Below are 24,697 nucleotides of genomic sequence, written 5' to 3'. Positions count from 1 at the left end.
CATGACCATCACGACCCCTGCCGTCCCGCTCGTAGAAAAAGCCGCGCGCGCGCCGAAGTCCGAGCTGCACATCCATATCGAAGGCTCGCTCGAACCCGAACTGATCTTCGCACTCGCGCAGCGCAACAACGTGAAGCTCGCCTACGACTCGATCGAGTCGCTGCGCCGCGCCTACGCGTTCACCGACCTGCAGTCGTTCCTCGACATCTACTACGCGGGCGCGAGCGTGCTGCTCACGGAGCAGGACTTCTACGACATGACGATGGCCTATTGCGAGCGCGCGCTCGCGGACAATGTCGTGCACACCGAAATTTTCTTCGATCCGCAGACGCACACCGAACGCGGCGTGCCCGTCGCAACCGCGGTGGCGGGCATCGACCGCGCGCTCGCCGACGCCGAACAGCGCGGCCTCACGAGCAAGCTGATCCTGTGCTTCCTGCGCCATCTGAGCGAAGCCGATGCGCTCGCCACCTTCGAAGCCGCGCTGCCGCTCTTCGAGAGCTATCCGCGCATGATCGGCGTGGGGCTCGACTCGTCCGAGCGCGGGCATCCGCCCTCGAAGTTCGGGCGCGTGTTCGAAAAAGCGCGCGCGAAGGGCCTGAAACTCGTCGCGCATGCGGGCGAGGAAGGGCCGCCCTCGTACATCTACGAAGCGCTCGATCTGCTGAAGGTGGACCGCGTCGATCACGGCGTGCGCAGCATCGAGGACGCCGCGCTCGTCACGCGCCTCGCCGACACGCGCGTGGCGCTCACCGTCTGCCCGCTCTCGAACCTCAAGCTGTGCGTGTTCGACGACATGACGAAGCACACGCTCAAGGACCTGCTCGACGCAGGCGTCGCGGTCACGGTCAATTCCGACGATCCCGCCTATTTCGGCGGCTACGTCAACGAGAACTACACGGCGATCATCGACGCCCTGAAGCTGAACGATCAGGAGGTCTACACGATCCTGCGCAACGGCTTCGAAGCGTCGTTCGTGAGCCCCGCGGAGCGGGACGCGCTGATCGCGAAGCTCGACGCTTACTGGAGCGGCACGACCCGGTAAGCCAGCGCATCACACAATCTGGACGCCCCGCAAGGGGCGAAGGACACCACCGGGACCGGCGTGCGAGCGCCGGGCCATGGGCCCGCTTGCGCCGCGTTTTTCAGGGGCGGCGCAAGCGACGGATTTCAACCTCACTCAAACCTGAAGATTTCGGAGACGCAGTTCCCATGACTCAATCGGCTTACCGCGCAAAACTGTTGACGTTCACCGGCGACCCCGCGCAATCGTCCGACGCCGCTGTCTATCACGAAGACGGCGTCGTGATCGTCGAAAACGGCCACGTGGCTGCGTCGGGCGCGTGGTCCGCGCACGCCGGCCAGCTCGCCGACGGTGCCGCCGTCCACGACCTGCGCGACAAGCTGATCGTGCCGGGCTTCATCGACACGCACATCCACTACCCGCAGACCGACATGATCGCGTCGCCGGCGCCGGGCCTCCTGCCGTGGCTGGAGACGTACACGTTCCCGACCGAGCGCGGCTTCGAAAAGGAAGCGGTGGCCGAGGACACGGCGCGCTTTTTCGTCGACGAACTGCTCGCGAGCGGCACGACCACGGCGCTCGTCTATTGCACGGTGCACAAGCAGTCGGCCGATGCGCTCTTCGGCGCGAGCGAGGCGAAGAACCTGCGCATGATCGCGGGCAAGGTGCTGATGGACCGCCACTGCCCCGAGTTCCTGCGCGACACGCCGCAAACGGGCTACGACGACAGCGCCGAGCTGATCGGCCGCTGGCACAAGCGCGGCCGCCAGATGTACGCGCTCACGCCGCGCTTCGCGCCCACTTCCACCGAGGCGCAGCTCGAAGCCTGCCAGGCGCTCGCGAAGGCGCACCCGGACATCTTCATCCAGAGCCACGTGGCCGAAAATCCCGACGAGGTGAAGTGGGTAAGCGAGCTGTTCCCGCGCCAGCGCAGCTACCTCGACGTCTACGATCATTACGGACTCCTGCGCCGCCGCGCCGTGTACGGCCACTGCATCTGGCTCGACGACGAGGACCGCCGCCGCATGGCGCAAACGGGCGCGGTGGCCGCGCACTGCCCGACCTCCAATCTCTTCCTCGGCAGCGGCCTGTTCGACTTCGACAAGGCGAACGCGTCGGCCATGCCGGTCACGCTCGCAACGGACGTGGGGGGCGGCACCTCGTTCTCGATGCTGCAGACCATGAACGAGGCGCACAAGGTCGCGCGCATGGGCGGCCATCACCTCACCGCCACGCGCATGTTCTGGCTCGCGACGGCGGGCGCGGCAGAGGCGCTCGATCTGGCCGATACCGTCGGCACGCTGGCGCCGAAGACCGAAGCCGACTTCGTCGTGCTCGATCCGCAGGCCACGCCGCTCCTCGCGCGGCGCACGGCGCGCGCGGAATCGCTCGAAGAATTGCTGTTCGCGCTGGCGCTGCTCGGCGACGACCGCGCGGTGTACGAGACCTACGCGGCCGGCAAGCGCGTCCACCGACGCGGCGAGCGGGCGGCGGCGCACGCGGCGTAAGCGCGCCGCGTAAGCCTCGCGGAATTACTGCACCGCAGCAGCACCGGATGCCGGCGCTGCCGGGATGGGTGCGGGAGCGGGAGCGCCCGGCGGCGGCACGGCCGTTTCGTTCGGCGCCCCGCCGTTCTTCTCGACCGGCAGCTTCACCACCTGCACCGAGCCGTTGGCCATCGGGAAGTCGGAGAGGGCGCTGCGCACCAGATACGGCATCGCGCGCACGAGCGAAGGCTCGTCGCCGGAGGTGCGCGCCGAGACGTTATAGACCTCCTTGCCGGTCGCCTTGTCGGTAATGCGGATGCCGAGCACGTGCGTGTAGACCGGATAGGTCTGGTTCACGTACGCCGGCGCATACGGGCCCCACGCCCCCCACGGATTGAACGGCCCCCAGTACGGCGCCGGCCACGGGTTGTAGAACACCGGCTGGGCCACCGTCACCTGGTCCATGCGGCTTGCGTAGGCGAGGCCCACCAGGTAATGGGCCTGCGCTTCGCTCACCTGGCGAAACGCCTGGCCGGCAAGACCGCCCGCGACCATCTGCTCGTAGGTCGCCTGCTCGATGCTCTGCTTCTGCGCCGGGTTGCGCGTAAACGCATAAGTGCGCGTGGCGTCGCTGCCGCCGTCCCAGGCGGAGAACGCCGTCACCTGGCTCGTCACATAGGTCGTGCAGCCGGACAGCGTCACGGCAAGCGCTGCCAGCAGCATGAGCGCGCGGCGGGTCCATCGTTCGTGCTTCATGGTCTTCTCGTTCGTTTTTAACTGGATGTCCTGGGCGCGGCCGCAGCAGCCGTATCAGCCACTGCAACCGCAACGGCCGCACGCTCCGATACGGATGCGCCGCCGCACGGATTCCCCACCTGCCCGATTTTCCTGGCCGGTGAAGGCGTCGCCTCGCGGTTCGCCGCCTGCGGGACTGCCGGGCGGCAGTCCCGCAGGCGCGAGAGCCCGATCATACTGACTTGCGCGTGCGGGGGAAAGTTCGCGCGGCCCGAAGCCCGCCTCCACGGCCGCTTCGGACAATCCGGCCGCGCCTTTGTACAATGACGCGATGCGCCGCGCCACGAGCGCTGCCGAAAACGCGCGCGCAGCGGCGCTGCATGCGCGACCCAACGTGCCCGGGCGCCACAACCGCCGGCGCACCACCCTACGACGAGATCCCACCCGACCATGTCCGACACCACCGCCACGCCCAACGTGATCCGCCGCGCCGACTACGCGCCGCCCGCCTTCCTGATCGATACCGTCGATCTGGAGTTCGACCTCGTCCCGGACCGCACGATCGTCAAGAGCACGCTGCGGGTGCGCCGCAACCCCGCCGCCGCGGGCGCCCCGCACCTCGAACTGATGGGCGAGCAGCTGGAATTCCTCGGCGCCGCCATCGACGGCAAGCCGTATGCGAGCGTGCGCGCCCACGAACATGGCCTCACGGTCGAGAACGTGCCCGACGCGTTCGAGCTCACGCTCACCGGCGCCTGCGACCCGGCCGCCAACACGACGCTTTCGGGCCTTTACGTTTCGGGTGGCAACTTCTTCACGCAGTGCGAAGCCGAAGGCTTTCGCCGCATCACGTGGTTCCTCGACCGTCCCGACGTGATGGCCACCTACACGGTCACGCTGCGCGCCGACAAGACCGCCTGCCCCGTGCTGCTCTCGAACGGCAACCTCGTCGCCGAGGGCGACCTGCCCGACGGCCGCCACTTCGCCAAGTGGGAAGACCCGTTCCGCAAGCCGTGCTACCTGTTCGCGCTGGTGGCGGGCAAGCTCGTGGCGATCGAAGAGCGCATCACGAGCGGCTCGGGCAAGGAAAAGCTGCTGCAGGTGTGGGTCGAGCCGCACGATCTCGACAAGACGCGCCACGCGATGGACTCGCTCATCAACTCGATCCGCTGGGACGAGCAGCGTTTCGGCCTCGAACTCGACCTCGACCGCTTCATGATCGTCGCCGTGAGCGACTTCAACATGGGGGCGATGGAGAACAAGGGGCTCAACATCTTCAATACGAAGTACGTGCTGGCGAATCCGGAAACGGCCACCGACGTCGATTTCGCCAACATCGAGGCCGTGGTGGGCCACGAGTACTTCCACAACTGGACCGGCAACCGCGTGACCTGCCGCGACTGGTTCCAGCTGAGCCTCAAGGAAGGCCTCACGGTGTTCCGCGACCAGGAGTTCTCGGCGGCGATGTCGGGCGGCGACGAGAACGAAGCCGCGCGCGCCACCAAGCGCATCGAGGACGTGCGCGTGCTGCGCCAGATGCAGTTCGCCGAGGACGCGGGCCCGATGGCGCATCCGGTGCGCCCCGAGAGTTACGTCGAGATCAACAACTTCTACACGATGACCGTCTATGAGAAAGGCTCGGAAGTCGTGCGGATGTATCAGACGCTCTTCGGCCGCGACGGCTTCCGCAAGGGCATGGACCTGTACTTCCAGCGCCACGACGGCCAGGCGGTGACCTGCGACGATTTCCGCGCCGCCATGGCCGACGCCAATGGCCGCGACCTCGCGCAATACGAACGCTGGTACAGCCAGGCCGGCACGCCGCGCGTGACGGTCACGACGCGCTACGACGAAGCGCACAAGCGCTACAGCGTGACGCTCGCGCAGGACTACGGCAACGCCTCGCCGGCCGCGCGCGACACGCAGAAGGGACCGCTGCTGATCCCGTTCGCGATCGGCCTGATCGGCCCGGACGGCAAGGACCTGCCGCTGCACCTGGAAGGCGCGGCGAACGCGGCCGGCGCCCCGAGCGGCACGACGCGCGTGCTCGAACTCACCGAGGCGCAGCAGACCTTCACGTTCGTCGATGCGCCGGTGAAGCCGCTGCCCTCGCTGCTGCGCAACTTCTCGGCACCGGTCATCGTCGAGTACGACTACAGCAACGACGAACTGGCCTTCCTGCTCGCCCACGACAGCGACCCGTTCAACCGCTGGGAAGCGGGCCAGCGCCTCGCCACGCGCGAACTGCTCGCGCTCGCCGCGCGCGCGGCGAGCGGGCAGCCGCTCGAAGTGGACGATGCGGTGATCGAAGCCTTCCGCCGCGTGCTCAACGACGAAACGCTGTCGCCGTCGTTCCGCGAACTGGCGCTGATGCTGCCTTCGGAAACCTATCTGGCCGAGCAGATGACCGAGTCCGATCCGGCCGCCGTGCACGCCGCGCGCCAGTTTCTGCGCAAGCGCCTCGGCACGGCGCTCAAGGCCGACTGGCTCGCCGCCTATGCGCGCCACGCGACGCCGGGCGCCTACGAACCGACGCCCGAAGCCGCGGGCAAGCGCGCGCTGAAGAACCTCGCGCTCTCGTATCTCCCGGAACTGGACGATCCGGCCGACGCCGTGCGCCTCGCCACTGCGCAATACGACGCGGCGAACAACATGACCGACCGCGCGGCAGCGCTTTCGGCGTTGCTCAACGCGTCGGCGGCCACGGGCGGCGACTTCGCGAAGAAAGCGCTCGAAGACTTCTACGCGCGCTTCGAGCGCGAGCCCCTCGTCATCGACAAGTGGTTCGCCCTGCAAGCCATGCAGCGCGGCAGCGCGGCGCGCCCGGTGATCGACACCGTGCGCGCGCTCATGCGCCATTCCGCGTTCAACCTGAAGAACCCGAACCGCGCCCGCTCGCTGATCTTCAGCTTCTGCGCCGCGAACCCGGCGCAGTTCCACGCCGCCGACGGCTCGGGCTACGCATTCTGGGCCGAACAGGTGCTGGCGCTCGACGCGATCAATCCGCAGGTCGCGGCACGCCTCGCGCGCAGCCTCGAACTGTGGCGCCGCTTCACGCCCGCGCTGCGCGAGCGGATGCGCGCCGCGCTGGAGAAGGTTGCCGCGGGTGCGAAGTCGCGCGACGTGCGCGAAATCGTCGAAAAAGCGCTGGCGTAAAAGGTAGCAAAAAGCGCGCTGGCAGGAACGGTGCCGCGCCCCGACCGGCGCGGCACCGGATTTTCTTTTTTGCACGGCCGGCCCCGGGCCGCGCCAGGTCGAGCGGGTAGAATTGCGCTATTCCCAAGCCTACCCGGAGTCCTGCAATGGCTTTGCAACGTCGTACCACTCTCACGAAGTACCTGATCGAGCAGCAGCGCCAGCACCGCAATCTGCCGGCCGATCTGCGCCTCCTGATCGAAGTCGTCGCCCGCGCCTGCAAGGCGATCAGCTTCAACGTCAGCAAGGGTGCGCTCGGCGAGGCGCTCGGCACCGCCGGCAGCGAGAACGTCCAGGGCGAAGTGCAGAAGAACCTCGACATCCTCTCGAACGAAATCCTGCTCGACGCCAACGAATGGGGCGGCAACCTCGCCGCCATGGCATCGGAAGAAATGGAAACGTTCTTCCCGATCCCGGCCAATTATCCGAAGGGCGAATACCTGCTCGTGTTCGATCCGCTCGACGGCTCGTCGAACATCGACGTGAACGTCTCGATCGGCACGATTTTCTCGGTGCTGCGCTGCCCGGACGGCCAGCAGCCCACCGAAGCCTCGTTCCTGCAGCCCGGCACGCAGCAGGTCGCGGCCGGCTACGCGGTGTACGGCCCGCAAACGGTGCTCGTGCTCACGACCGGCCACGGCGTGAACTGCTTCACGCTCGACCGCGAGCTCGGTTCGTGGGTGCTCACGCAAAGCAACATGCGCATTCCCGAAGAGACGCGCGAGTACGCGATCAACGCCTCGAACGCACGCCACTGGTACGAGCCGGTGCAGAAGTACATCGGCGAGCTGAACGAGGGCAAGGACGGCCCGCGCGGCGAAAACTTCAACATGCGCTGGATCGCCTCGATGGTCGCCGACGTGCACCGTATCCTGAACCGCGGCGGCATCTTCATGTACCCGGCCGACAAGCGCGATCCGTCCAAGCCCGGCAAGCTGCGCCTGATGTACGAAGCGAACCCGATGTCGTTCATCGTCGAGCAGGCGGGCGGCGTGGCCACGAACGGCGAAGAGCGCATTCTCGACATTCAGCCGACCAGCCTGCACGAACGCGTGGCGGTGTTCCTCGGTTCGAAGAACGAGGTCGAGCGCGTGACCCGCTATCACCGTGAAGCAAAAAAATGAAAAAAGACGGGAGGAGGACTTGCGGACCCCGTGAATACTTCCTATAATCTTCCTTCTCTGATGCCGGAATAGCTCAGACGGTAGAGCAGCGCATTCGTAATGCGAAGGTCGGGGGTTCGATTCCTCTTTCCGGCACCACTGGTTTCAAGCGAAAGCCCAGTCTTCGGACTGGGCTTTTTGCTTTGCGGGTCGGACATGTCCGCACTCCCGAGGCCAAACCCATTCCAGATGACGCGCAGCGATGAGCTACGGAACGTACGGCACGCTCGCGTAACCCCTACGCCCCCTCCCGTTTCTCCCGCAGAAAGTCGATGAACACGCGCAGCTTCGGCGGCAATTGCGTGCGCCCCGCCGTATAGAGATAAAAGCCGGGAAACGACGGACACCAGGCGTCGAGCACCGGCAACAGCCGCCCATCCTGGAGTTGCGCGCGCACGAAATCCTCGATTACGTGCAGCAGGCCAACGCCCTCCTCGGCCGCCCGAACCATCGTACGCAGATCGTTGGTCACGAAGCGCCCCTGCGTAAGCACGTCGAAAACGTGCCGCGGCGCTTCGGGCTGCGCGAACTCCCAGCGATATACCCCCCCCGTCGCGAAGCGGTAATGCAGGCAATCGTGCCGCGCGAGATCGTCGGGAGTCGCGGGCGGCGCGTGGCGGCCGAAATACGCGGGCGATCCCACCACGACAATGTGGATCGGGCCGCCGATCGGCACCGCAACCATCCCCGGCGCAAGTGACTCGCCTAGCCGGATCCCCGCGTCGAACCCCTCGCCCACCAGGTCGGAAAAGCCATCGTCGAGCGCGAGTTCGAGCCGGATCTGCGGATAGCGCGCCATGAACTCAGCGAGATGCGGCAGCACCAGCATCTCGCTCGCCACGCGCGGCAGGTTGATGCGCAGCGTGCCGGCGGGCTGATCGCGCGAAGCGTCGAGCGCGTCGAATGCGGCTTCGAGTTCGGCCAGCGCCGGCTGGACGCGCGCCAGAAACTGCTGGCCCGCCTCCGTCAGGGCGACGCGACGTGTCGTGCGATTGAAGAGCCGCACGCCGATCTGGACTTCGAGCGCGCGCACGGTTTGCGAAAGCGCCGAGGTCGAGATGCCCGATGCGGACGCGGCACGCGTGAAACTGCCATGCCGCGCAACGGCGGCGACCGCCAGCAGCGCGGGCAGGCGCCCGGACAGTGCGGATGCGCCGGGTGTCGTGGCGAACTGCGGCTCCATCTTGCCTCCATTGTGAAGTACAGCTTCACAGTCCTTTCAATTGAACCCGATTTTTCCACAAAAAGGACAAGCGCAAGATAAGGCCGTGCTCACCACTCCACTCCCAAGGAGGCAATCATGAAGCTCGATACCTACACCCTGCTCGGCCGCTCCGGCCTGCGCGTCAGCCCCATCTCGCTCGGCACGATGACGTTCGGCACCGAATGGGGCTGGGGCACGGACGAAGCGGCGGCGCGCGAACTCTTCGATCTCTATGTGGATGCGGGCGGCAACTTCATCGATACCGCCGATCTGTACACGGAAGGCACGAGCGAGCAGTGGGTGGGCCGGTTCACGGCGGAGCGCGGCCTGCGAGACCGGCTCGTGATCGCCACGAAGTACTCCTACAACGCGCAGCCGGGGAACCCCAACGCGGGCGGCAATCACCGCAAGAACCTGCTGCGCGCGCTCGAAGGCTCGCTCAAGCGCCTCGGCACCGACTATATCGACCTCTACTACCTGCACACGTGGGACCGCATGACGCCCGCCGACGAGGTCATGCGCGCAATGGACGACGCCGTGCGCGCGGGCAAGATCCGCTACGTGGGTCTCTCCGACGTGCCCGCCTGGTACGCGGGCCGCGCGCAAACGCTCGCGGACTGGCGCGGCTTCGAGCCGGTCGCGGCGATGCAACTCGAATATTCGATGATCGAGCGCAACGCCGAGCACGAATTCGCCGATCTGGCCACGAGTCTCGGCATGGGTCTCGTGCCGTGGAGCCCGCTCGGGATGGGGGTGCTGTCCGGTAAATACCGTCCCTCGCAGAGCGCGCGTGGCGCAACGGGCGCCTCCGCCGAAGGACGCCTGCAGACCGTCGGCGCCAAGCCGCCTCCGGGCTTCGACAAGCTCACGGACCGCAACTTCGCGATCGTCGCGGAACTGGAGGCCGTCGCTCGCGAAGCGAACCGGCCGATGGCGCAGGTCGCGCTCAACTGGCTATATCAGAAACGCGGCGTGGCAAGCATCATCGTGGGGGCGACGAAGAAGGCTCAGTTGCAGGAGTCGCTGGGGGCGCTCGACTTCACGTTGGCGCCAGAACTCGCCGAGCGACTCGATGCGGCATCCGAGCCCGCTCATCCGTTCCCCTATTACATGTTCGCGGACGGCCATCAGGCGCGCATTCACGGCCAGGTGGATGTGGCGGCACGGCCAGCCAATCACGGGCTCGCCCAGCATGTTCCGGCCCCCACCGGGGCCTGAACGCAGCGCGACCGGCGGCGGCCGCGGTGCGCGGCGGCGGGAACAATCGCGCACGCGGCCGGTCTCTTTTATGTGCGTTGCACAATTAATCGCCGTCCAATGACGTTCGCTATCGAATTAATCGGACGAAGGAACTGTAACGATCTTTTACAGAGTTTAAAGAAAATCTGTAATTCCGGCGTCAACCGCCGCGGATAATCCCGCGTTGAGTCGGTATGGCGGCTTCCCAGGCAGCGCGCACGCGTGTTGCCCGAACGGAAGCCGTTCGCGGTTGTGTGCAGGCTGGGTGGTGCTGGGTGGTCCTGGGTAGTGCTGGGAAGGCTTGCTGAGGCGCAGGGAGGGCGTGAGGAACGTCTAACGCGGCACCGTCAGAAACCGGCAGTGGAACTAGCGACGGTCGGCGGGCTGGATCGAGGAATGACAGCGATCCGGGAAATTATATTCCGCCCCAGTTATTAAGATGTGACGTTGTGCGATTAAAGCAACACGCGCATTCGAAAAGCACTGTTACCGTGATCGAGGCTAGCGCATTTGAAGGGCCAAGTCGGATAATCGGCTTACACAGGAGAAAGATCATGGACGCCAAACCGCCAAGAATTCCGACCCCGGACAAAGTCTTCAGCCCGGATCCGGAACCGGTGGCCGTCGAGTTCCTCGGAGATGAACTGCCCGCCCACGTGCGCGCATTTCTCGACGAGCAACGTAAGGCCCACGAGCAGAAGTAACGGGGAACGCGCACACGCGCGACGATGGGCGGGTTGTCTGAGCGACTCGCCCACTTGGCGTGTGCCCGCCAAAATGCGCCGCTTCAGCAGCAGCACAGCGGTTGAATGCCCGGCGAGAGGCCCGGACACACGGCTTGATGAATGCGCCGCATGAACGGCTCGCAGCAACCCAGGCCGTCGCGCACCGAGGCAATCTCGGCCAACCGGTTGCGTTCGAGCAAATCCCCAGCGCGGATACCCGCTATCCTTCGCTTTTTTGCGACCACGGTCTGCGATCCTCGCCTGCCGGCCCCTTTCGCCTTTCCCACACACATGAATGCTCTCGTCCGCGCAAGCGCGCGCTGCGCTGCCGCTCTGCTGCTCGCCCTGCCCTTTGCACCGGCTCACGCCGATGGCGACGACACGGCGCTCACCAATCTGATCGCCCTCGTCTCGCAACGCCTTTCGCTTGCTGAACCGGTCGCACACTGGAAATGGGAGCATCACAAGCCCATTACCGATACGCCGCGCGAAGACGCACTCCTCGCCGATGTCCAGAAACGCGCGTCCACAGCCGGCGTCGATCCGGCCTTTGCCCACGCCTTTTTCCGCGATCAGATCGATGCGAGCACCCAGGTGCAGAAGGCGCTGTTCGAGTCGTGGCGCACGTCCCAGGCCCCAACCGGCGATGCGCCGGATCTGGCCACCGTCATGCGCCCGCAGCTCGATCGCCTCACCGGACAGTTGATCGGTGCTTTGGCACAGGTCCAGCCGCTGCGCGCTTCGGATGATTGTCCGGCGCGCCTCGCACGCTCATTGGCCAACTGGAAGCAACTCACGCGCTACGACTCCGCGCGTGGGGAAGCGCTGAACCGGGCGCTGGGTCACATCTGCGAGGACGGTGGCCCCGGCGGCACGGCGTGAGCGCCTGAACGCTGAAAATTGCGCTGCGGGAATCGCCCTTCAGGCAGCGGTCGCGACGCTGCGTGCTCCCGCTGACGACAGCGCCTGCACGTTCAACCCGTGCTCCAGGCGGTTCTGCAAAATCCGCCACGTCGCCAGCTCGAACGGCGGCTCGCCGGCCGAGAGCACAAGCGCGGCGGCCTCGGCCGCGCTCGCCACGGCGCCCAGATAGCACCAGCGGTCGATCAGATGCAGCACGGCCGCGTCGGCCGCCGCGTCGCGCTCCTCTATCAGCACGGCGCCTTCGAACGGCCAGGGTGCCGTCTGGGGATCGCGTTTCGTCGTGCGCGGAACGCGATTGAAAGCGGGCTTCAGCGTGGCAATCCACTGCGCCTCGACGAGCAAGGCACCAAACTCGCCGCCCGTCGCACGCCATTCGACGCGCCGCACCTGCTGCGCCATGCGCTGCTCGCGCGAGGAGCGCCGCTCCCCCGAAAGGTGAGCGCGCACCCGCTGGCGCACCCGCACGCTGCGCCCGACATAAAGCGGCACATCGTTTTCGCCATAGAAGGCATAGACGCCGTGCCCGGCCGGCGCGCTGTCGATCAGATCGTCGGTGATCTCGCCCGCCAGCCGATGGCGCCGCGTAAGGCGTTCGATCTGCGCATCGAGCGTTTCCCTGAGCACCAGCGACGGCAGACGCTGCCAGAACTGCCAGATCAGATCGGCATCGGCAAGCGCGCGGTGGCGGTCCGACGGCACGAGTTCATGGCGCTCGACGAGCGCATCGAGCCCATGGCGCTTTTCGCCGGGAAAGAGAGCCCGCGAAAGCCGCACGGTGCACAGGACGTCGGGATTGAAGGAGAAACCGGCGCGCTCGAACTCCGCGCGCAGAAACCCCCGATCGAAGGCCGCGTTGTGGGCGACGAAGAGCTTGCCCTCCAGCCGCTCGAGGAGCGAGGGGGCGATATCGTCGAAGGTCGGCGCGCCCTGCACCATCTGATTCGTGATGCCCGTGAGCTGCTGAATAAAGGGCGGGATAGCCTGGCGCGGGTCGACGAGTGTGCTCCACCGCGACACCCGGCCCTGCACGACTTCAACGACCCCCACCTCGGTAATACGATGCTCGCCCACCGAGCCGCCTGTTGTTTCGAGATCCACGAAAACGAGCGGAAGATCGCCCGGCAACTCGCCGGGACTCAAGGGAATGTCGGACATGGTGAAGCAGAAAGACAAAAATGAGAGAAAACGCGCCAAGTATGCCTTGTTCGGGCGCCCTCTGCCCACCCTGCTCGCGCGGCGAAGCATAAGCCTTTTCAATAGCGCATCCGGCGCCATCGCATCCGTCTTTACCCCAATTGCGAAAAAAATTCAGTCCGCTTATTACTCGCCGCGCTATTTTAATTCTTCAGAATAAAAAAGCCCTGGTAATCATCAGGGCTCTTGTCATCGCGGCTCAGGCGCCATGGCGCCCGCGCACGCCGCATTACAGCGGCTGGATGTTTGCGGCCTGCTTGCCCTTCGGGCCAATCTTCACCTCGAACGAGACGCGCTGGTTCTCTTTCAGCGACTTGAAGCCGTCTGCGCGGATCTCCGAGAAGTGGGCGAACAGATCGTCGCCGCCAGCGTCAGACGTGATAAAACCAAAGCCCTTCGCATCGTTGAACCATTTAACGATACCGGTTTCCATGTTTCAGTTTCCCTCGAAATTTTGATGACGCGGGCATTAACCCTGACGCCGAAAGCCAACCGATCCCCGCTTCATCACAATCTCATCCCACTGCCTGGGTATTGCGCTCGACAGGAAAATCAGCATTGCCGTTATACGGGGAACGCCAATCGCCAGTCAAGCGAATTTTTTATAGCAGCTTTCCCATTCTCGCGATAAAACCAGTGTGCATCAAAATCCGTTCAAAAAAATGCGCAACAGGAGAATGACTTCATGCTGCGTCATTTTTACCCGATTCATTTCCAGGGAAATTCCGTCAGAGAAAGTTTTCCCGAAATGTAACAATACGTATCAAACGTAAGTGTTTTTCCCGGTTGTTCAAGTAAAGCATTCAAACCAATATCAATATTGTTGGCGCGCTTTGGGAGGTCATCATGCTGACGATCCTGCGACAAGGATTGAAGTGGCTTGTGCAGATGGAAGGTGCGGCGCCGCGCGTGTCGGGTGAATTCGATGCGTATGGCCCGTGGCACGGGGATCACTGGCATAACCTGCTGTGTTCCCCTATGGACGCCCGCCACTATGTAATGGAAGACTGGAGCCTGCAGACTGAACCGCTGACGGAGCAACCCAGGTAGGTTCGCGCGAGGGCAAAAAAAAGCGCGGCTTGGGGCCGCGCTGACAAAGGTTTGGAGATCTTTTTCGTCAACGAAAAAGTCTGCTTCGAAAAGCAGCCATCTCAGTATAGCGGCTGACAGTGCAGCGTATTAAGCATACGGAACACAACCATCTGTTACCTGGATCGCAACAATCGCTTTGGGCCTGGTTTATTCCGCTTTCCGCAATCAATTGCTGTAGCGATCGCACAACGCTACCCGGTTGACACCCCTCCCCCCGCTCCCGCGAATATCGCGTAAAGCCCCAGCCAGTAAGGCTTAACGGGATCTAAAAAATCATTTCCGATGGCGCAATACTTTATTGCGAAAATCGGAATATGCCGATTCCGAGCACTCTCTCTACACTCTGCCTGTCCGGAAACCGACTTCGTCGGATTAATGCGTACCACGCGTGTGTTTTGCCTCTCGCTGCCTCTCGCGTGGGCGGTTTCCACAAGCCTGGGTTCCCCGAAACCCATACTGTTCTCGGAGTTTACAAAGATGAAAAAGACTCTCATGGTCGCCGCCCTGTCGGGCGTTTTTGCAACGGCAGCCCACGCACAAAGCAGCGTTACGCTGTACGGCCTGATCGACGCCGGCATCACCTACACGAACAACCAGGGCGGCCACAGCGCCTGGCAAGCCACGAGCGGCACGGTCAACGGCAGCCGTTGGGGCCTGCGCGGTTCGGAAGACCTCGGCGGCGGTCTGAAGGCCATCTTCACGTTGGAAAACGGCTTTAACATCGACAACGGCTCGCTGGGTCAGAAGGGCCGCATGTTCGGCCGCCAGGCGTTCGTCGGTCTGGCAAGCGACCAGTACGGCGCCGTCACGCTCGGCCGCCAGTACGACTCCGTGGTCGACTACCTGGGACCGCTGTCGGCAACCGGATCGCAATACGGCGGCACGATCGCTGCTCACCCGTACGACAACGACAACCTCGACAACTCGGTCCGTTTCAACAACACGATCAAGTACTCGAGCGTGAACTACGCTGGCTTCAAGTTCGGCGCAACGTACTCGTTCTCGAACAGCGCCCAGTTCGCCAACAACCGTGCTTACAGCTTCGGCGCATCGTATAACTACGCTGGCCTGAACTTCGCTGCCGGCTACCTGCAAGCCAACAACGACGTCAACAACCTGTCGATGAGCGCGATCTCGGATTCGGGCGCGCAGGCTGGCGACTACACGTTCGCAGCAGGCCGTCAACGCACGTTCGGCGGCGGCGTGAGCTACGCGTTCGGCCCGGCAACGGCTGGCTTCGTGTACACGCAGACGAACCTGAGCGACGCAATCGGCATCTCGCCGTCGCAATCGGGCACGCAGGCCGGCCTCGGCTTCGGCGCCAACAGCGCACGCTTCCAGAACTTTGAAGGCAACGTTCACTACGCTCTGACCCCGGCCCTGAGCCTGGCTGGCATGTACACGTACACCCGCGCGAACTTCGGCGGCGGCGTGAACCCGAACTACAACACGGTGGCCCTGCAGTCGGACTACCTGCTCTCGAAGCGTACGGACGTGTACCTCCAGGGCGACTGGCAACACGCGTCGTCGAACGACGCCAACATCGGTGCATACCTGAACGGTCTGTCGTCCGCTTCGAAGACGCAAGACCAGGTTGCTGTGACGGTTGGTATCCGTCACCGCTTCTAAGAAGCACCCGGCTGGCGCTGTCCTGGCCAGTCCTGCAGTCTAAAAAGGCGCCCTTGCGGCGCCTTTTTTATTTCGAGCCGGGTGAAGTGCCCGGCCGGCTCTGGCGGCACCCCAAAAGCGCCGAAGAGCGCACCGCTCAGTCCTCGCCCGCCGCAGGATAACGCACGTCGAGCACATCGATCGGCTCGGGGCCCGCCGGCGTATAGAGCGTCACCTGATCGCCGATCTTCGCCTTGATGAGCGCCCGCGCAACCGGCGAAACCCAGCTCACATGGCCGCGGTCCAGATCGACCTCGTCGATGCCGACAATGGTCACCGTATGCGCTTCGCCGTCCTCCGTGCCGTACTCCACCGTCGCGCCGAAGAACACCTGGTCGGTGCTCTCCTGGCGGCTGCTGTCCACCACCTCGGCCAGATCCAGCCGTTTGGTAAGAAAGCGGATGCGCCGGTCGATTTCGCGCAGGCGGCGCTTGCCGTAGATGTAATCCCCATTCTCGGAGCGGTCGCCATTCGAGGCCGCCCACGAGACGAGCTTCACCACTTCCGGGCGGGCTTCGTCGATCAGGTGCAGCAGTTCGCTGCGCATGCGCTGGTAGCCGGCCGGCGTAATGTAGTTTTTTGCGCCCGGCGGAATCTCGGGCAGACCGCCTTCGAGATCGTCGTCGTCGCTATCGGTCGATTCTTTGACAAATGCCTTGTTCATGATGGATCAGTGCTGTATGTACACTCTTTGCACAGGTTACACGATGCGTGCCTGCGGACAAATCGCGATAAGGGTCTTCCCTTTTTTCGAACCTTTGCTATAATCTCACTTCTGCGTGCGGCTGTAGCTCAGTTGGATAGAGTACTTGGCTACGAACCAAGGGGTCGTGGGTTCGAATCCTGCCAGCCGCGCCATTTATTCAGGGGGCCTTCCTCACACGAAGGCCCTTAGTTTTCAGAAGCGCCTTTTCCGTTTTTTCGGTGGCTGCGTTTGAAAGCTGCAAGGAGTATTGTTTTAGCGTGCGGCTGTAGCTCAGTTGGATAGAGTACTTGGCTACGAACCAAGGGGTCGTGGGTTCGAATCCTGCCAGCCGCGCCACCTTTCGAAGGGCCTTCCTGATGAGTCAGGAAGGCCCTTTTTCGTTCCGGGGCCCGCGACCCTGCCTGTCCTTCTCGCCGCGACGCCCGCAAGCGGCCTAACGCGGCGCCGTGCCGATATCGCCGATCTGGGCATCCGGGCGCGGCAGATCTTCCACATCGCCAATATCGCCCGGCACGCCGACCTGCTCGGCAATCGCCCCGTCGAGCGCCTGCGGCTGCTGCAGCATCTCGCCCACCGTGTCGCCGAAGCGGCTCATCACGAATGCGCGCAGCAACGCGACGCGCACCGAATCCCCATGCGCCTCGACCGTGCGGTAGCCGCCGTGGAATTCGGCCACGCAGAATGCCCCCTCCCCTTCGCGGCGCTCACGCAGCTCGAAACGCTGCGCACGGTCCAGCACCACGCCCGCGGCCTGCCATGACGTGGAGGGCGTGAAGCGCCCGTCCCAGGGCCGCCCGCGGTCGTTGCCGCGCACGGCAACCTTGGTGCCGCTGTCGGTGAAATAGATCTCCCGGACGAAATCGTGCAGGCTGCGGGCCACCCAGTAGTCGAGCGTCATGCCGGTCAGATCAGCTACGTTCATCGCAACGCCCTCGCATCGAATCGGGAAAGGAGCGGCCGGCACGAGACGGCATTGCGCCGTGTCATGCACCGGCTGACGGGCCGCTGAAAGTCCGGCCAGAGAGGATGATTGCCTTGCGGATTGCGCGACAGGCGCGAGTGCTTACCTAATAACGCCCCGCCCACGGTACAAGGCCTAACCGCGACCCAGCAACTGCTCAATAATCGGCGCGCTCGCGGTCGATCCGCATGCCGCCGTCGTGGCGGTGGTGCCCTTCGTCGCTCGGCCGCTCGCGCGCAATGCGCATCACGTCGGGATTCGTGCGCACGCGGCGCATCACGTTCGCAAGATGCACGCGGTCGCTCACCTGGATCACGAAGCGCAGGAGGTTCGACTCCTGGGCGAGATCGTCGTCCATGGCGATATGCACGATATTGGCATCGGCCGAGGTGATGTCCGCCGCCACGCGCGCGAACACACCCTTGGTGTTCTTCACGAGCACCTTCACGGCGACGTCGAAGAGACGCCCCGGCTGCGGCGCCCAGGCCACGTCGATCCAGCGGCCCGGGTCGCGCTTGTGGATGCGCTGCGCAACGCGGCAGTCGGTGGTATGGATCGCCATGCCGAGCCCGATGCCGATATAGCCCATGATGTCGTCGCCCGGAATCGGGCGGCAGCAGGCCGAGAGCTGCACCGACATGCCCTCGGTGCCCGTAATGACCACGGGCGGCGCATGCGGCGCGTTCGGATCGCGCGGCGGATGGTGGTGATGCTCGTCGTCGTCGGCTTCCTGGCCGTTGATGAGCACCTCGATGCGCTTGGCCATGACCGCCGCCACGCGCCGGCCGAGGCCGATGTCCGCGAAAATTTCCTGGCGGTCCTTGTTGCCGGTCCACTGCACGAGCTTTTCCCACACTTCCGGCGTGACGTCCGAAAGCTGGTAGCCATAGCCCTTGAGCGCCTGATCGACGAGCCGTTCGCCCAGCTGCACCGATTCCGTGAGGCGCATCGTCTTCAGATAGTGACGGATCGCCGAGCGCGCCTTGCCGGTGCGCACGAAGCCGAGCCACGCGGGATTCGGCTTGGAATACGGCGCGGTAATCACCTCGACGATGTCGCCGCTCTTGAGCTCGGTGCGCAGCGGCAGCAGTTCGTTGTTGATCTTCACCGCGACGCACTGGTTGCCGAGGTCGCTGTGGATCGAATACGCGAAGTCGAGCGCCGTGGCGCCGCGCGGCAGCGCCATGATCTTCGACTTCGGCGTGAACACGTAGACGGCGTCCGGGAACAGGTCGATCTTGACGTGTTCGAGGAACTCGCTCGAGTCGCCCGCTTCGCTCTGGATGTCGAGCAGCGACTTGAGCCACTGGTGCGCGCGCTTCTGGACGTCGTTCAGATCGGCGCCGCCGTTCTTGTAGAGCCAGTGCGCCGCCACGCCCGCTTCGGCGATCTCGTGCATCTTGCGCGTGCGCACCTGGAACTCGATGGGCGCACCGAACGGACCCACGAGCGTCGTATGCAGGGACTGATAGCCGTTCACCTTCGGAATGGCGATGTAGTCCTTGAACTTGCCCGGCACCGGCTTGTAGAGCGCGTGGAGCGCGCCGATGCAGGTGTAGCACTCCAGCGCCGACTCCACCACGACCCGGAAGCCGTACACGTCGAGCACCTGCGAGAACGACAGTTGCTTGTCGCGCATCTTCTTGTAGATGCTGAAGATGGTTTTCTCGCGCCCGGTGACTTCGGCGCTGAGCTTCGCTTCGGCAAGGGCGCGCTGCACCGATTCGAGGATCTTGCTCACCACTTCGCGGCGATTGCCGCGCGCCGCCTTCACGGCCTTTTCGAGCGTGGCGTAGCGGTTCGGATTGAAGTTCGCGAAGCTCAGGTCCTGGAGCTCGCGATAGGTGTTGTTCAGCCCGAGGCGGTGCGCGATCGGCGCGTAGATGTCGAGCGTCTCGCGCGCGACGCGCCGGCGCTTGGCCGGCGGCACCGCGCCGAGCGTACGCATGTTGTGAAGCCGGTCCGCGAGCTTCACGAGGATCACGCGCACGTCGCGCGCCATCGCGAGCAGCATCTTGCGGAAGTTCTCCGCCTGCGCTTCCTCGCGATTGCGGAACTCCATCTTGTCGAGCTTGGAAAGCCCGTCGACCAGTTCCGCGACCTTCGCGCCGAAGCGCTCGGCGATCTCCGCCTTGGTCACGCCCTGGTCCTCGATCACGTCGTGCAGCAGCGCGGCCATGATCGACTGGGCGTCGAGCTTCCAGCCGGCGCAAATCTCCGCGACGGCGACAGGATGGGTGATATAGGGTTCGCCGCTCTGGCGATATTGCCCGAGGTGGGCTTCGTCGCTGAAGTGGAATGCCGCTTTGACTTCCTTGATTTCCTCGGGCGTGAGGTAGGCAGCCAGCGCGGCAGTCAGATTGGCGATGGAGACGACCCCGTGCTTGCGGGGCTGCTCCGGCGTCGCGGTCGGTCCGAACAGATGGCGAAACGACTGTTCGAGGACCGCGTCGATATAGTTGCGCGCGGGATTCGCAGTCTCGGCTTCCTGGTCCACCTCGGTGGCCGGCGAGGGCGTCGTACTCATGTTCCCCTCCGTATCAGGTTGGCGTTGACGTTAAAGCGGCTCGCGCGCGACGACTTGCATGGCGACAGGAATGCCTGCGAGGCGCCGTTAAACGGGCACCTTTTTCAGCATTTCCAGGCCCACCTGGCCAGCCGCGATCTCGCGCAGCGCGACCACGGTCGGCTTGTCGCGGCTCTCGATCTTCGGCGTGTGACCTTGTGCGAGCTGGCGCGCGCGATACGTCGCGGCGAGTGCCAGTTCGAAGCGGTTCGGAATCTGTTTCAGACAATCTTCGACGGTGATGCGGGCCATGTCGGTTTCCTTCTCATTCTCGGCAGGTTCTTATTCTACCTTATGTGCTCGACGACCCGGACTGCGGCTGATGGATGCCGAGCTGCACGAAGAGCTCCGTGTGCCGCGCGTATTGCGACGTAAAGCGCAGACGCGTGGCGGCGACCAGATTGCGCAGTTCCTGCAGCGCGCGGTCGAAGTTCTCGTTGATCACCACGTACTCCGCTTCGCTCGCGTGCGCCATCTCGCTGCCGGCTGCAAGCAGGCGCCGCGTGATGACGTTCGGCTCGTCTTCGCCGCGCTTTCTGAGGCGCTCGGCCAGCGCGTCGAGCGAAGGCGGCAGGATGAAAATTTCCACCGCGTTGCGGAACTGCTTCTTCACCTGCTGCGCACCCTGCCAGTCGATTTCGAGCAGCACGTCGTTGCCGATCTTCATCTGCTCTTCGATCCACACGCGCGACGTGGCGTAGTAGTTGCCATGCACCTCCGCGCTTTCGAGGAACTCGCCGGTGGCGTGGCGCGCGAGAAAATCGTCGACGGTCGTGAAGTGGTAATGCTCGCCGTCGCGCTCTTTCGAGCGCGGCGCGCGCGTGGTGTACGAAATCGACAGGCGGATCGCGCTGTCCTGCGCGAGCAGCGCGTTCACGAGCGTCGATTTGCCCGCGCCCGAAGGCGCCACCACCATGAAGAGGTTGCCGGGATAGACGCCTGCGTACGGATTGCGCGGCTTCTTTTCGCTGGTCTGGTCGGTCATGTTCGTTGCTTCCTTTACTCGAGATTCTGGACCTGCTCGCGCATCTGCTCGATGAGGAGCTTGAGCGTCATCGACGCGTCCGCCAGCTCCTTCGCTGCGGCCTTCGAACCGAGCGTGTTCGCCTCGCGGTTGAGCTCCTGCATCATGAAGTCGAGGCGCTTGCCCACCTTGCCGCCCTTCTCGATCACGTGACGCGTTTCGTTCAGGTGGGCGGTGAGGCGCGAGAGCTCTTCGGCGATGTCGATGCGGATGCCGTACATCGTGACTTCCTGGCGGATGCGCTCGGCGACTTCCTCGCGCGACACCGTGCCGATCGTGCCGTTGCCGCCCGCTTCGGGCGCGGCGACGCCGAGCGCCTCCTGCAGCCGCTCGGCGATCTTCTGCTGCTGCTTCACGATCAGCTCGGGCACGAGCGGCGTGATCTTCGCGACGATCGCCTCCATCCCGGCGACGTTGGTGAGCAGCATGTTCGCGAGTTGCGCGCCTTCGCGCGCGCGCACGTCGATGAGCTCGGCGATGGCCTGCTTGCCGCAGCCCAGCACCGCATCGCGCAGCACCTCGGGCGCCACGCCGCTTTCGGCGAGCACGCCCGGCCAGCGCAGGATCTCGCCGGTGCGCAGACGCCCCGATTCCGGGAATGCTTCCAGCACCGCGCGCTCGAGCGCCGCAAGCTGATCGAGCGCGTCGCGGTTGAGCGCGCCCGCGTTCGCGGCCTGCTCGCTGCGCTGCACATTGATGCGGATATCCACCTTGCCGCGCGAGAGCTTCGTCATCAGCATTTCGCGCAGCGTCGGCTCGCACACGCGCACGTCTTCCGGCATGCGGAAGTTCAGGTCGAGAAAGCGCGAGTTCACGGTGCGCAGTTCGACGGACACACTGGCGCCGCCCGTGCCCGAAGCCGCAGCAAGCTCGCGCGTGACGCTTGCGTAGCCGGTCATGCTGTAAATCATGGTTCGTCTCGCGAATGGGCCGTGGTGGCGCGCCGGACTGGACGCGGGACACGGCGGAGGGATCGAGGCGCCCGGCGTATTCGAAAGGACGCGGGGCGGAGAAACCGTATTATCCCATTTTTGGGGGCACGACACGCGCGCCCGGCAGCGCGGGGCCGCCTGGCGCGGGCGGGAGCGCCGCGCCTCGCGCGCCGCCCGCAAGCGGTAAAATTACGGTTTCCCCTCCTTACCGTGCCCGCGCGCACGCATTCACGATGACCCAATCGATCCAGCGCCCGAGCGGCCGCCCCGCCAACCAGCTTCGCGACGTCCGCATCACCCGCCACTATACGAAGTACGCCGAAGGGTCGGTGCTCGTGGAATTCGGCGACACGAAGGTGCTGTGCACGGCGAGCATCTCCGAAAGCGTGCCGCCGTTCCTGCGCGACAAGGGCCAGGGCTGGCTCACGGCCGAGTACGGCATGCTGCCGCGCGCCACGCACACGCGCAGCGACCGCGAAGCCGCACGCGGCAAGCAGACGGGGCGCACCCAGGAAATCCAGCGCCTGATCGGCCGCGCGCTGCGCTCGGTGTTCGACCTCGAAGTGCTCGGCGCGCGCACGATCAACCTCGACTGCGACGTGATCCAGGCGGACGGCGGCACGCGCACGGCCAGCATCACCGGCGCTTTCGTCGCGGCTCACGACGCAGTGTCGAAACTGCTCGCCACCGGCCGCCTCGAACGCTCGCCGATCACCGACTACGTGGCGGCCATTTCGGTGGGCGTGTACGAAGGCGTGCCCGTGCTCGACCTCGACTACGCCGAAGACTCGCAGTGCGATACCGACATGAACATCGTGATGACGGGCGCGGGCGGCCTCGTGGAAGTCCAGGGCACGGCCGAAGGCGCGCCCTTCTCGCGCGACGAGATGAACGCCCTGCTCGACCTCGCACAGGACGGCATCCGCACGCTCGTCGAAAAGCAGAAGGCGGCGCTGGAGATCGCGCATGGCTGACGCGACGAACGCCTCCGGCACGACGGCCGCGAGCGCGCTCCCGCGCGTGGTGCTCGCGTCGAACAACGCGGGCAAGCTGCGCGAATTCGCGGCGCTCTTCAGCACCGCCGGCATCGAACTGCTGCCGCAGGGCCAGTTCCACGTGCCGGAGGCGGAAGAGCCGCACCCGACCTTCGTCGAAAACGCGCTCGCCAAGGCGCGTCATGCGGCGAAACTCACGGGCCTGCCCGCGCTCGCCGACGACTCCGGCCTGTGCGTGCGCGCGCTGCGCGGCGCGCCGGGCGTGTACTCGGCACGCTTCGCGCAGCTTGCGGGCGGCGAGAAGAGCGACGCCGCGAATAACGCGCTGCTCGTCGAACGCCTGAAAGATCAGACGGACCGGCGCGCGTACTACTACTGCGTGCTCGTCCTCGTGCGGCACGCCGACGACCCCGAGCCGCTCATCGCCGAAGGCCGCTGGCACGGCGTCGTGCTCGACGCGCCGCGCGGGGCGAACGGCTTCGGCTACGACCCGTACTTTTTCCTGCCCGAGCGCAACGCCACGGCCGCCGAACTCGACCCGGCCGTGAAGAACGCATCGAGCCATCGCGCGATGGCGCTCAAGCACCTGCTCACGCGCCTGAAGGAGGACGCGTGAGCGACGCGCATCAAACCGGCCAGCGCGTGATCCAGGCGTTTTCGACGCCCGGCCACATCCGCCTCACTTCGCTGCCGCCGCTCGCGCTGTACGTGCACTTCCCGTGGTGCGTGCGCAAATGCCCGTATTGCGACTTCAACTCGCACGAATGGAAAGGCGAGCGCTTTCCCGAGGACGATTACCTCGATGCGCTGCGCGCCGATCTCGAACAGTCCCTGCCGCTCGTCTGGGGCCGCCAGGTGCACACGGTGTTCATCGGCGGAGGAACGCCCAGCCTGCTCTCGGCGGCGGGACTCGACCGCCTGCTTTCGGACGTGCGCGCACTCCTGCCGCTCGACGCCGACGCGGAGATCACGCTGGAGGCCAACCCCGGCACGTTCGAGGCGGCGAAATTCGCGCAATTCCGGGCGAGCGGCGTGAACCGGCTTTCGGTGGGCATCCAGAGCTTCAACGAAGCGCATCTGAAGGCGCTCGGCCGCATCCACGACGCGGCGCAGGCGCGCCACGCCGTCGAAGTCGCGGCGAAAACCTTCGACAACTTCAACCTCGACCTGATGTTCGCGCTGCCGCAGCAGACGCTTGCCGAGTGCGAGGCCGACATCGAAACAGCGCTTTCGTACGCGCCGCCGCATCTGTCGCTCTATCACCTGACGCTGGAGCCGAACACGCTGTTCGCGAAGTTCCCGCCCGCGCTGCCCGATGACGATTCGTCGGCGGATATGCAGGACTGGATCCACGCGCGCACGGCCGCCGCGGGGTACGGGCGCTACGAGGTATCGGCCTATGCGCAGCCGGGCCGGCAAAGCCGCCATAACCTGAACTACTGGCGCTTCGGCGATTACCTTGGCATCGGCGCGGGCGCGCATACCAAGCTCTCGTTTCCCAATCGCATCGTGCGCCAGGCGCGCTACAAGCATCCGGCGACGTTTATCGAGCAGGCGCGCACGGGCTCGCCGGTGCAGGAGGAACGCGAGGTCGGGCCGCGCGATCTGCCGTTCGAGTTCATGCTCAACGCGCTGCGGCTCGTGGAGGGCTTCCCGGTGCATCGCTTCATCGAGCGCACCGGCCTGCCGATGACATCGATCGAGCCGGCACTCCAGGAAGCTGAGCGCCGCGGAATGATTACGCGCACTCACGAGACCATTGCACCGACCGAACTGGGGCAGCGGTTTCTGAACGATTTGCAGGCGATGTTTCTCAAGGAAGCGGAGTGAAGCGCTGCCGGCGCGTGAACCTTTTGGGTTACA

General features: G+C 65.0%; 22 protein-coding genes and 3 tRNA genes. 15 read left to right on the top strand and 10 right to left on the bottom strand.

What is annotated here, in order from left to right; genetic code table 11:
• Window position 1: 1 nt before the first annotated feature.
• Both BFE01S_RS18360 and guaD read left to right on the top strand, forming a co-directional pair.
• The gene (locus BFE01S_RS18360) at window positions 2-1,045 is read left to right on the top strand and encodes an adenosine deaminase (RefSeq protein WP_028226754.1); all 1,044 of its coding nucleotides are present in this window, start codon (window positions 2-4) and stop codon (window positions 1,043-1,045) included.
• 167 nt (window positions 1,046-1,212) lie between these two features.
• Window positions 1,213-2,532, top strand: a complete 1,320-nt coding sequence (gene guaD, locus BFE01S_RS18355) for a guanine deaminase (RefSeq protein ID WP_028226753.1) — start codon at window positions 1,213-1,215, stop codon at window positions 2,530-2,532.
• A gap of 24 nt (window positions 2,533-2,556) precedes the next feature.
• Here the strand turns inward: guaD and BFE01S_RS18350 are convergent, their stop codons facing one another.
• A complete protein-coding gene (locus BFE01S_RS18350) occupies window positions 2,557-3,267 on the bottom strand; it encodes a DUF4136 domain-containing protein (RefSeq protein ID WP_028226752.1) in 711 nt (236 codons plus the stop codon).
• 429 nt (window positions 3,268-3,696) lie between these two features.
• Between BFE01S_RS18350 and pepN the strand changes: the two genes are divergently transcribed.
• From pepN to BFE01S_RS18335, 3 genes are all read left to right on the top strand, one after another.
• Window positions 3,697-6,402 carry an aminopeptidase N gene (gene pepN / locus BFE01S_RS18345; protein WP_028226751.1) on the top strand — a complete coding sequence of 902 codons (2,706 nt, stop codon included), beginning with the start codon at window positions 3,697-3,699 and terminating at the stop codon, window positions 6,400-6,402.
• A gap of 146 nt (window positions 6,403-6,548) precedes the next feature.
• A complete protein-coding gene (locus BFE01S_RS18340; protein ID WP_028226750.1) occupies window positions 6,549-7,565 on the top strand; it encodes a class 1 fructose-bisphosphatase in 1,017 nt (338 codons plus the stop codon).
• Between the two features lie 62 nt (window positions 7,566-7,627).
• Window positions 7,628-7,703, top strand: a tRNA-Thr gene (locus BFE01S_RS18335).
• 139 nt (window positions 7,704-7,842) lie between these two features.
• Here BFE01S_RS18335 and BFE01S_RS18330 read toward each other — a convergent pair.
• A complete protein-coding gene (locus BFE01S_RS18330; protein WP_052420925.1) occupies window positions 7,843-8,787 on the bottom strand; it encodes a LysR family transcriptional regulator in 945 nt (314 codons plus the stop codon).
• Between the two features lie 117 nt (window positions 8,788-8,904).
• Between BFE01S_RS18330 and BFE01S_RS18325 the strand changes: the two genes are divergently transcribed.
• The 3 genes from BFE01S_RS18325 to BFE01S_RS18310 all read left to right on the top strand — a co-directional run bounded on the left by BFE01S_RS18325 (window position 8,905) and on the right by BFE01S_RS18310 (window position 11,654).
• A complete protein-coding gene (locus tag BFE01S_RS18325) occupies window positions 8,905-10,026 on the top strand; it encodes an aldo/keto reductase (protein WP_028226748.1) in 1,122 nt (373 codons plus the stop codon).
• 575 nt (window positions 10,027-10,601) lie between these two features.
• The gene (locus tag BFE01S_RS45070; RefSeq protein ID WP_028226747.1) at window positions 10,602-10,751 is read left to right on the top strand and encodes a hypothetical protein; all 150 of its coding nucleotides are present in this window, start codon (window positions 10,602-10,604) and stop codon (window positions 10,749-10,751) included.
• Window positions 10,752-11,063: 312 nt separating this feature from the next.
• A complete protein-coding gene (locus BFE01S_RS18310) occupies window positions 11,064-11,654 on the top strand; it encodes a chorismate mutase (protein WP_028226746.1) in 591 nt (196 codons plus the stop codon).
• 39 nt (window positions 11,655-11,693) lie between these two features.
• Here BFE01S_RS18310 and BFE01S_RS18305 read toward each other — a convergent pair whose 3' ends face one another.
• Complete coding sequence (locus BFE01S_RS18305; protein ID WP_042337956.1) at window positions 11,694-12,851, bottom strand: exonuclease domain-containing protein; 1,158 nt, start codon at window positions 12,849-12,851, stop codon at window positions 11,694-11,696.
• A 268-nt stretch (window positions 12,852-13,119) separates the two neighbouring features.
• A complete protein-coding gene (locus tag BFE01S_RS18300) occupies window positions 13,120-13,323 on the bottom strand; it encodes a cold-shock protein (protein ID WP_028226744.1) in 204 nt (67 codons plus the stop codon).
• 413 nt (window positions 13,324-13,736) lie between these two features.
• Here BFE01S_RS18300 and BFE01S_RS39235 point away from each other — a divergent pair, with 413 nt between their 5' ends.
• Window positions 13,737-13,940: a hypothetical protein gene (locus BFE01S_RS39235; RefSeq protein WP_062871684.1), complete on the top strand. Its 204-nt coding sequence runs from the start codon at window positions 13,737-13,739 to the stop codon at window positions 13,938-13,940.
• Between the two features lie 519 nt (window positions 13,941-14,459).
• Window positions 14,460-15,611 carry a porin gene (locus BFE01S_RS18290; RefSeq protein WP_028226743.1) on the top strand — a complete coding sequence of 384 codons (1,152 nt, stop codon included), beginning with the start codon at window positions 14,460-14,462 and terminating at the stop codon, window positions 15,609-15,611.
• 136 nt (window positions 15,612-15,747) lie between these two features.
• Here BFE01S_RS18290 and greB read toward each other — a convergent pair whose 3' ends face one another.
• Window positions 15,748-16,314: a transcription elongation factor GreB gene (gene greB, locus BFE01S_RS18285; protein ID WP_028226742.1), complete on the bottom strand. Its 567-nt coding sequence runs from the start codon at window positions 16,312-16,314 to the stop codon at window positions 15,748-15,750.
• A 117-nt stretch (window positions 16,315-16,431) separates the two neighbouring features.
• Here greB and BFE01S_RS18280 point away from each other — a divergent pair.
• Window positions 16,432-16,508 (top strand) — tRNA-Arg (locus BFE01S_RS18280).
• 107 nt (window positions 16,509-16,615) lie between these two features.
• Window positions 16,616-16,692 (top strand) — tRNA-Arg (locus BFE01S_RS18275).
• Between the two features lie 97 nt (window positions 16,693-16,789).
• Here BFE01S_RS18275 and BFE01S_RS18270 read toward each other — a convergent pair.
• From BFE01S_RS18270 to BFE01S_RS18250, 5 genes are all read right to left on the bottom strand, one after another.
• Complete coding sequence (locus BFE01S_RS18270) at window positions 16,790-17,278, bottom strand: phage protein NinX family protein (protein ID WP_028226741.1); 489 nt, start codon at window positions 17,276-17,278, stop codon at window positions 16,790-16,792.
• A 196-nt stretch (window positions 17,279-17,474) separates the two neighbouring features.
• Complete coding sequence (locus BFE01S_RS18265; RefSeq protein ID WP_028226740.1) at window positions 17,475-19,844, bottom strand: RelA/SpoT family protein; 2,370 nt, start codon at window positions 19,842-19,844, stop codon at window positions 17,475-17,477.
• An 87-nt stretch (window positions 19,845-19,931) separates the two neighbouring features.
• A complete protein-coding gene (gene rpoZ / locus BFE01S_RS18260; protein WP_006400783.1) occupies window positions 19,932-20,135 on the bottom strand; it encodes a DNA-directed RNA polymerase subunit omega in 204 nt (67 codons plus the stop codon).
• A 40-nt stretch (window positions 20,136-20,175) separates the two neighbouring features.
• A complete protein-coding gene (gene gmk / locus BFE01S_RS18255) occupies window positions 20,176-20,868 on the bottom strand; it encodes a guanylate kinase (protein WP_028226739.1) in 693 nt (230 codons plus the stop codon).
• Window positions 20,869-20,882: 14 nt separating this feature from the next.
• The gene (locus BFE01S_RS18250) at window positions 20,883-21,818 is read right to left on the bottom strand and encodes a YicC/YloC family endoribonuclease (RefSeq protein ID WP_028226738.1); all 936 of its coding nucleotides are present in this window, start codon (window positions 21,816-21,818) and stop codon (window positions 20,883-20,885) included.
• 254 nt (window positions 21,819-22,072) lie between these two features.
• Between BFE01S_RS18250 and rph the strand changes: the two genes are divergently transcribed.
• From rph to hemW, 3 genes are read left to right on the top strand one after another with little or no spacing between them, the layout of a single operon-like run.
• Window positions 22,073-22,813: a ribonuclease PH gene (gene rph / locus BFE01S_RS18245; RefSeq protein ID WP_028226737.1), complete on the top strand. Its 741-nt coding sequence runs from the start codon at window positions 22,073-22,075 to the stop codon at window positions 22,811-22,813.
• A complete protein-coding gene (rdgB, locus tag BFE01S_RS18240) occupies window positions 22,806-23,450 on the top strand; it encodes an RdgB/HAM1 family non-canonical purine NTP pyrophosphatase (RefSeq protein WP_028226736.1) in 645 nt (214 codons plus the stop codon). The genes rph and rdgB overlap by 8 nt, the downstream gene beginning before the upstream one ends.
• Window positions 23,447-24,664, top strand: coding sequence for a radical SAM family heme chaperone HemW (hemW, locus tag BFE01S_RS18235; protein ID WP_028226735.1), 1,218 nt, complete (start codon window positions 23,447-23,449; stop codon window positions 24,662-24,664). The genes rdgB and hemW overlap by 4 nt, the downstream gene beginning before the upstream one ends.
• Window positions 24,665-24,697: the final 33 nt, after the last annotated feature.

It is taken from the genome of Paraburkholderia ferrariae NBRC 106233 (assembly GCF_000685035.1).
Classification (GTDB): Bacteria; Pseudomonadota; Gammaproteobacteria; order Burkholderiales; family Burkholderiaceae; genus Paraburkholderia; species Paraburkholderia ferrariae.
This window is presented reverse-complemented; position numbering and strand designations above follow the sequence as displayed.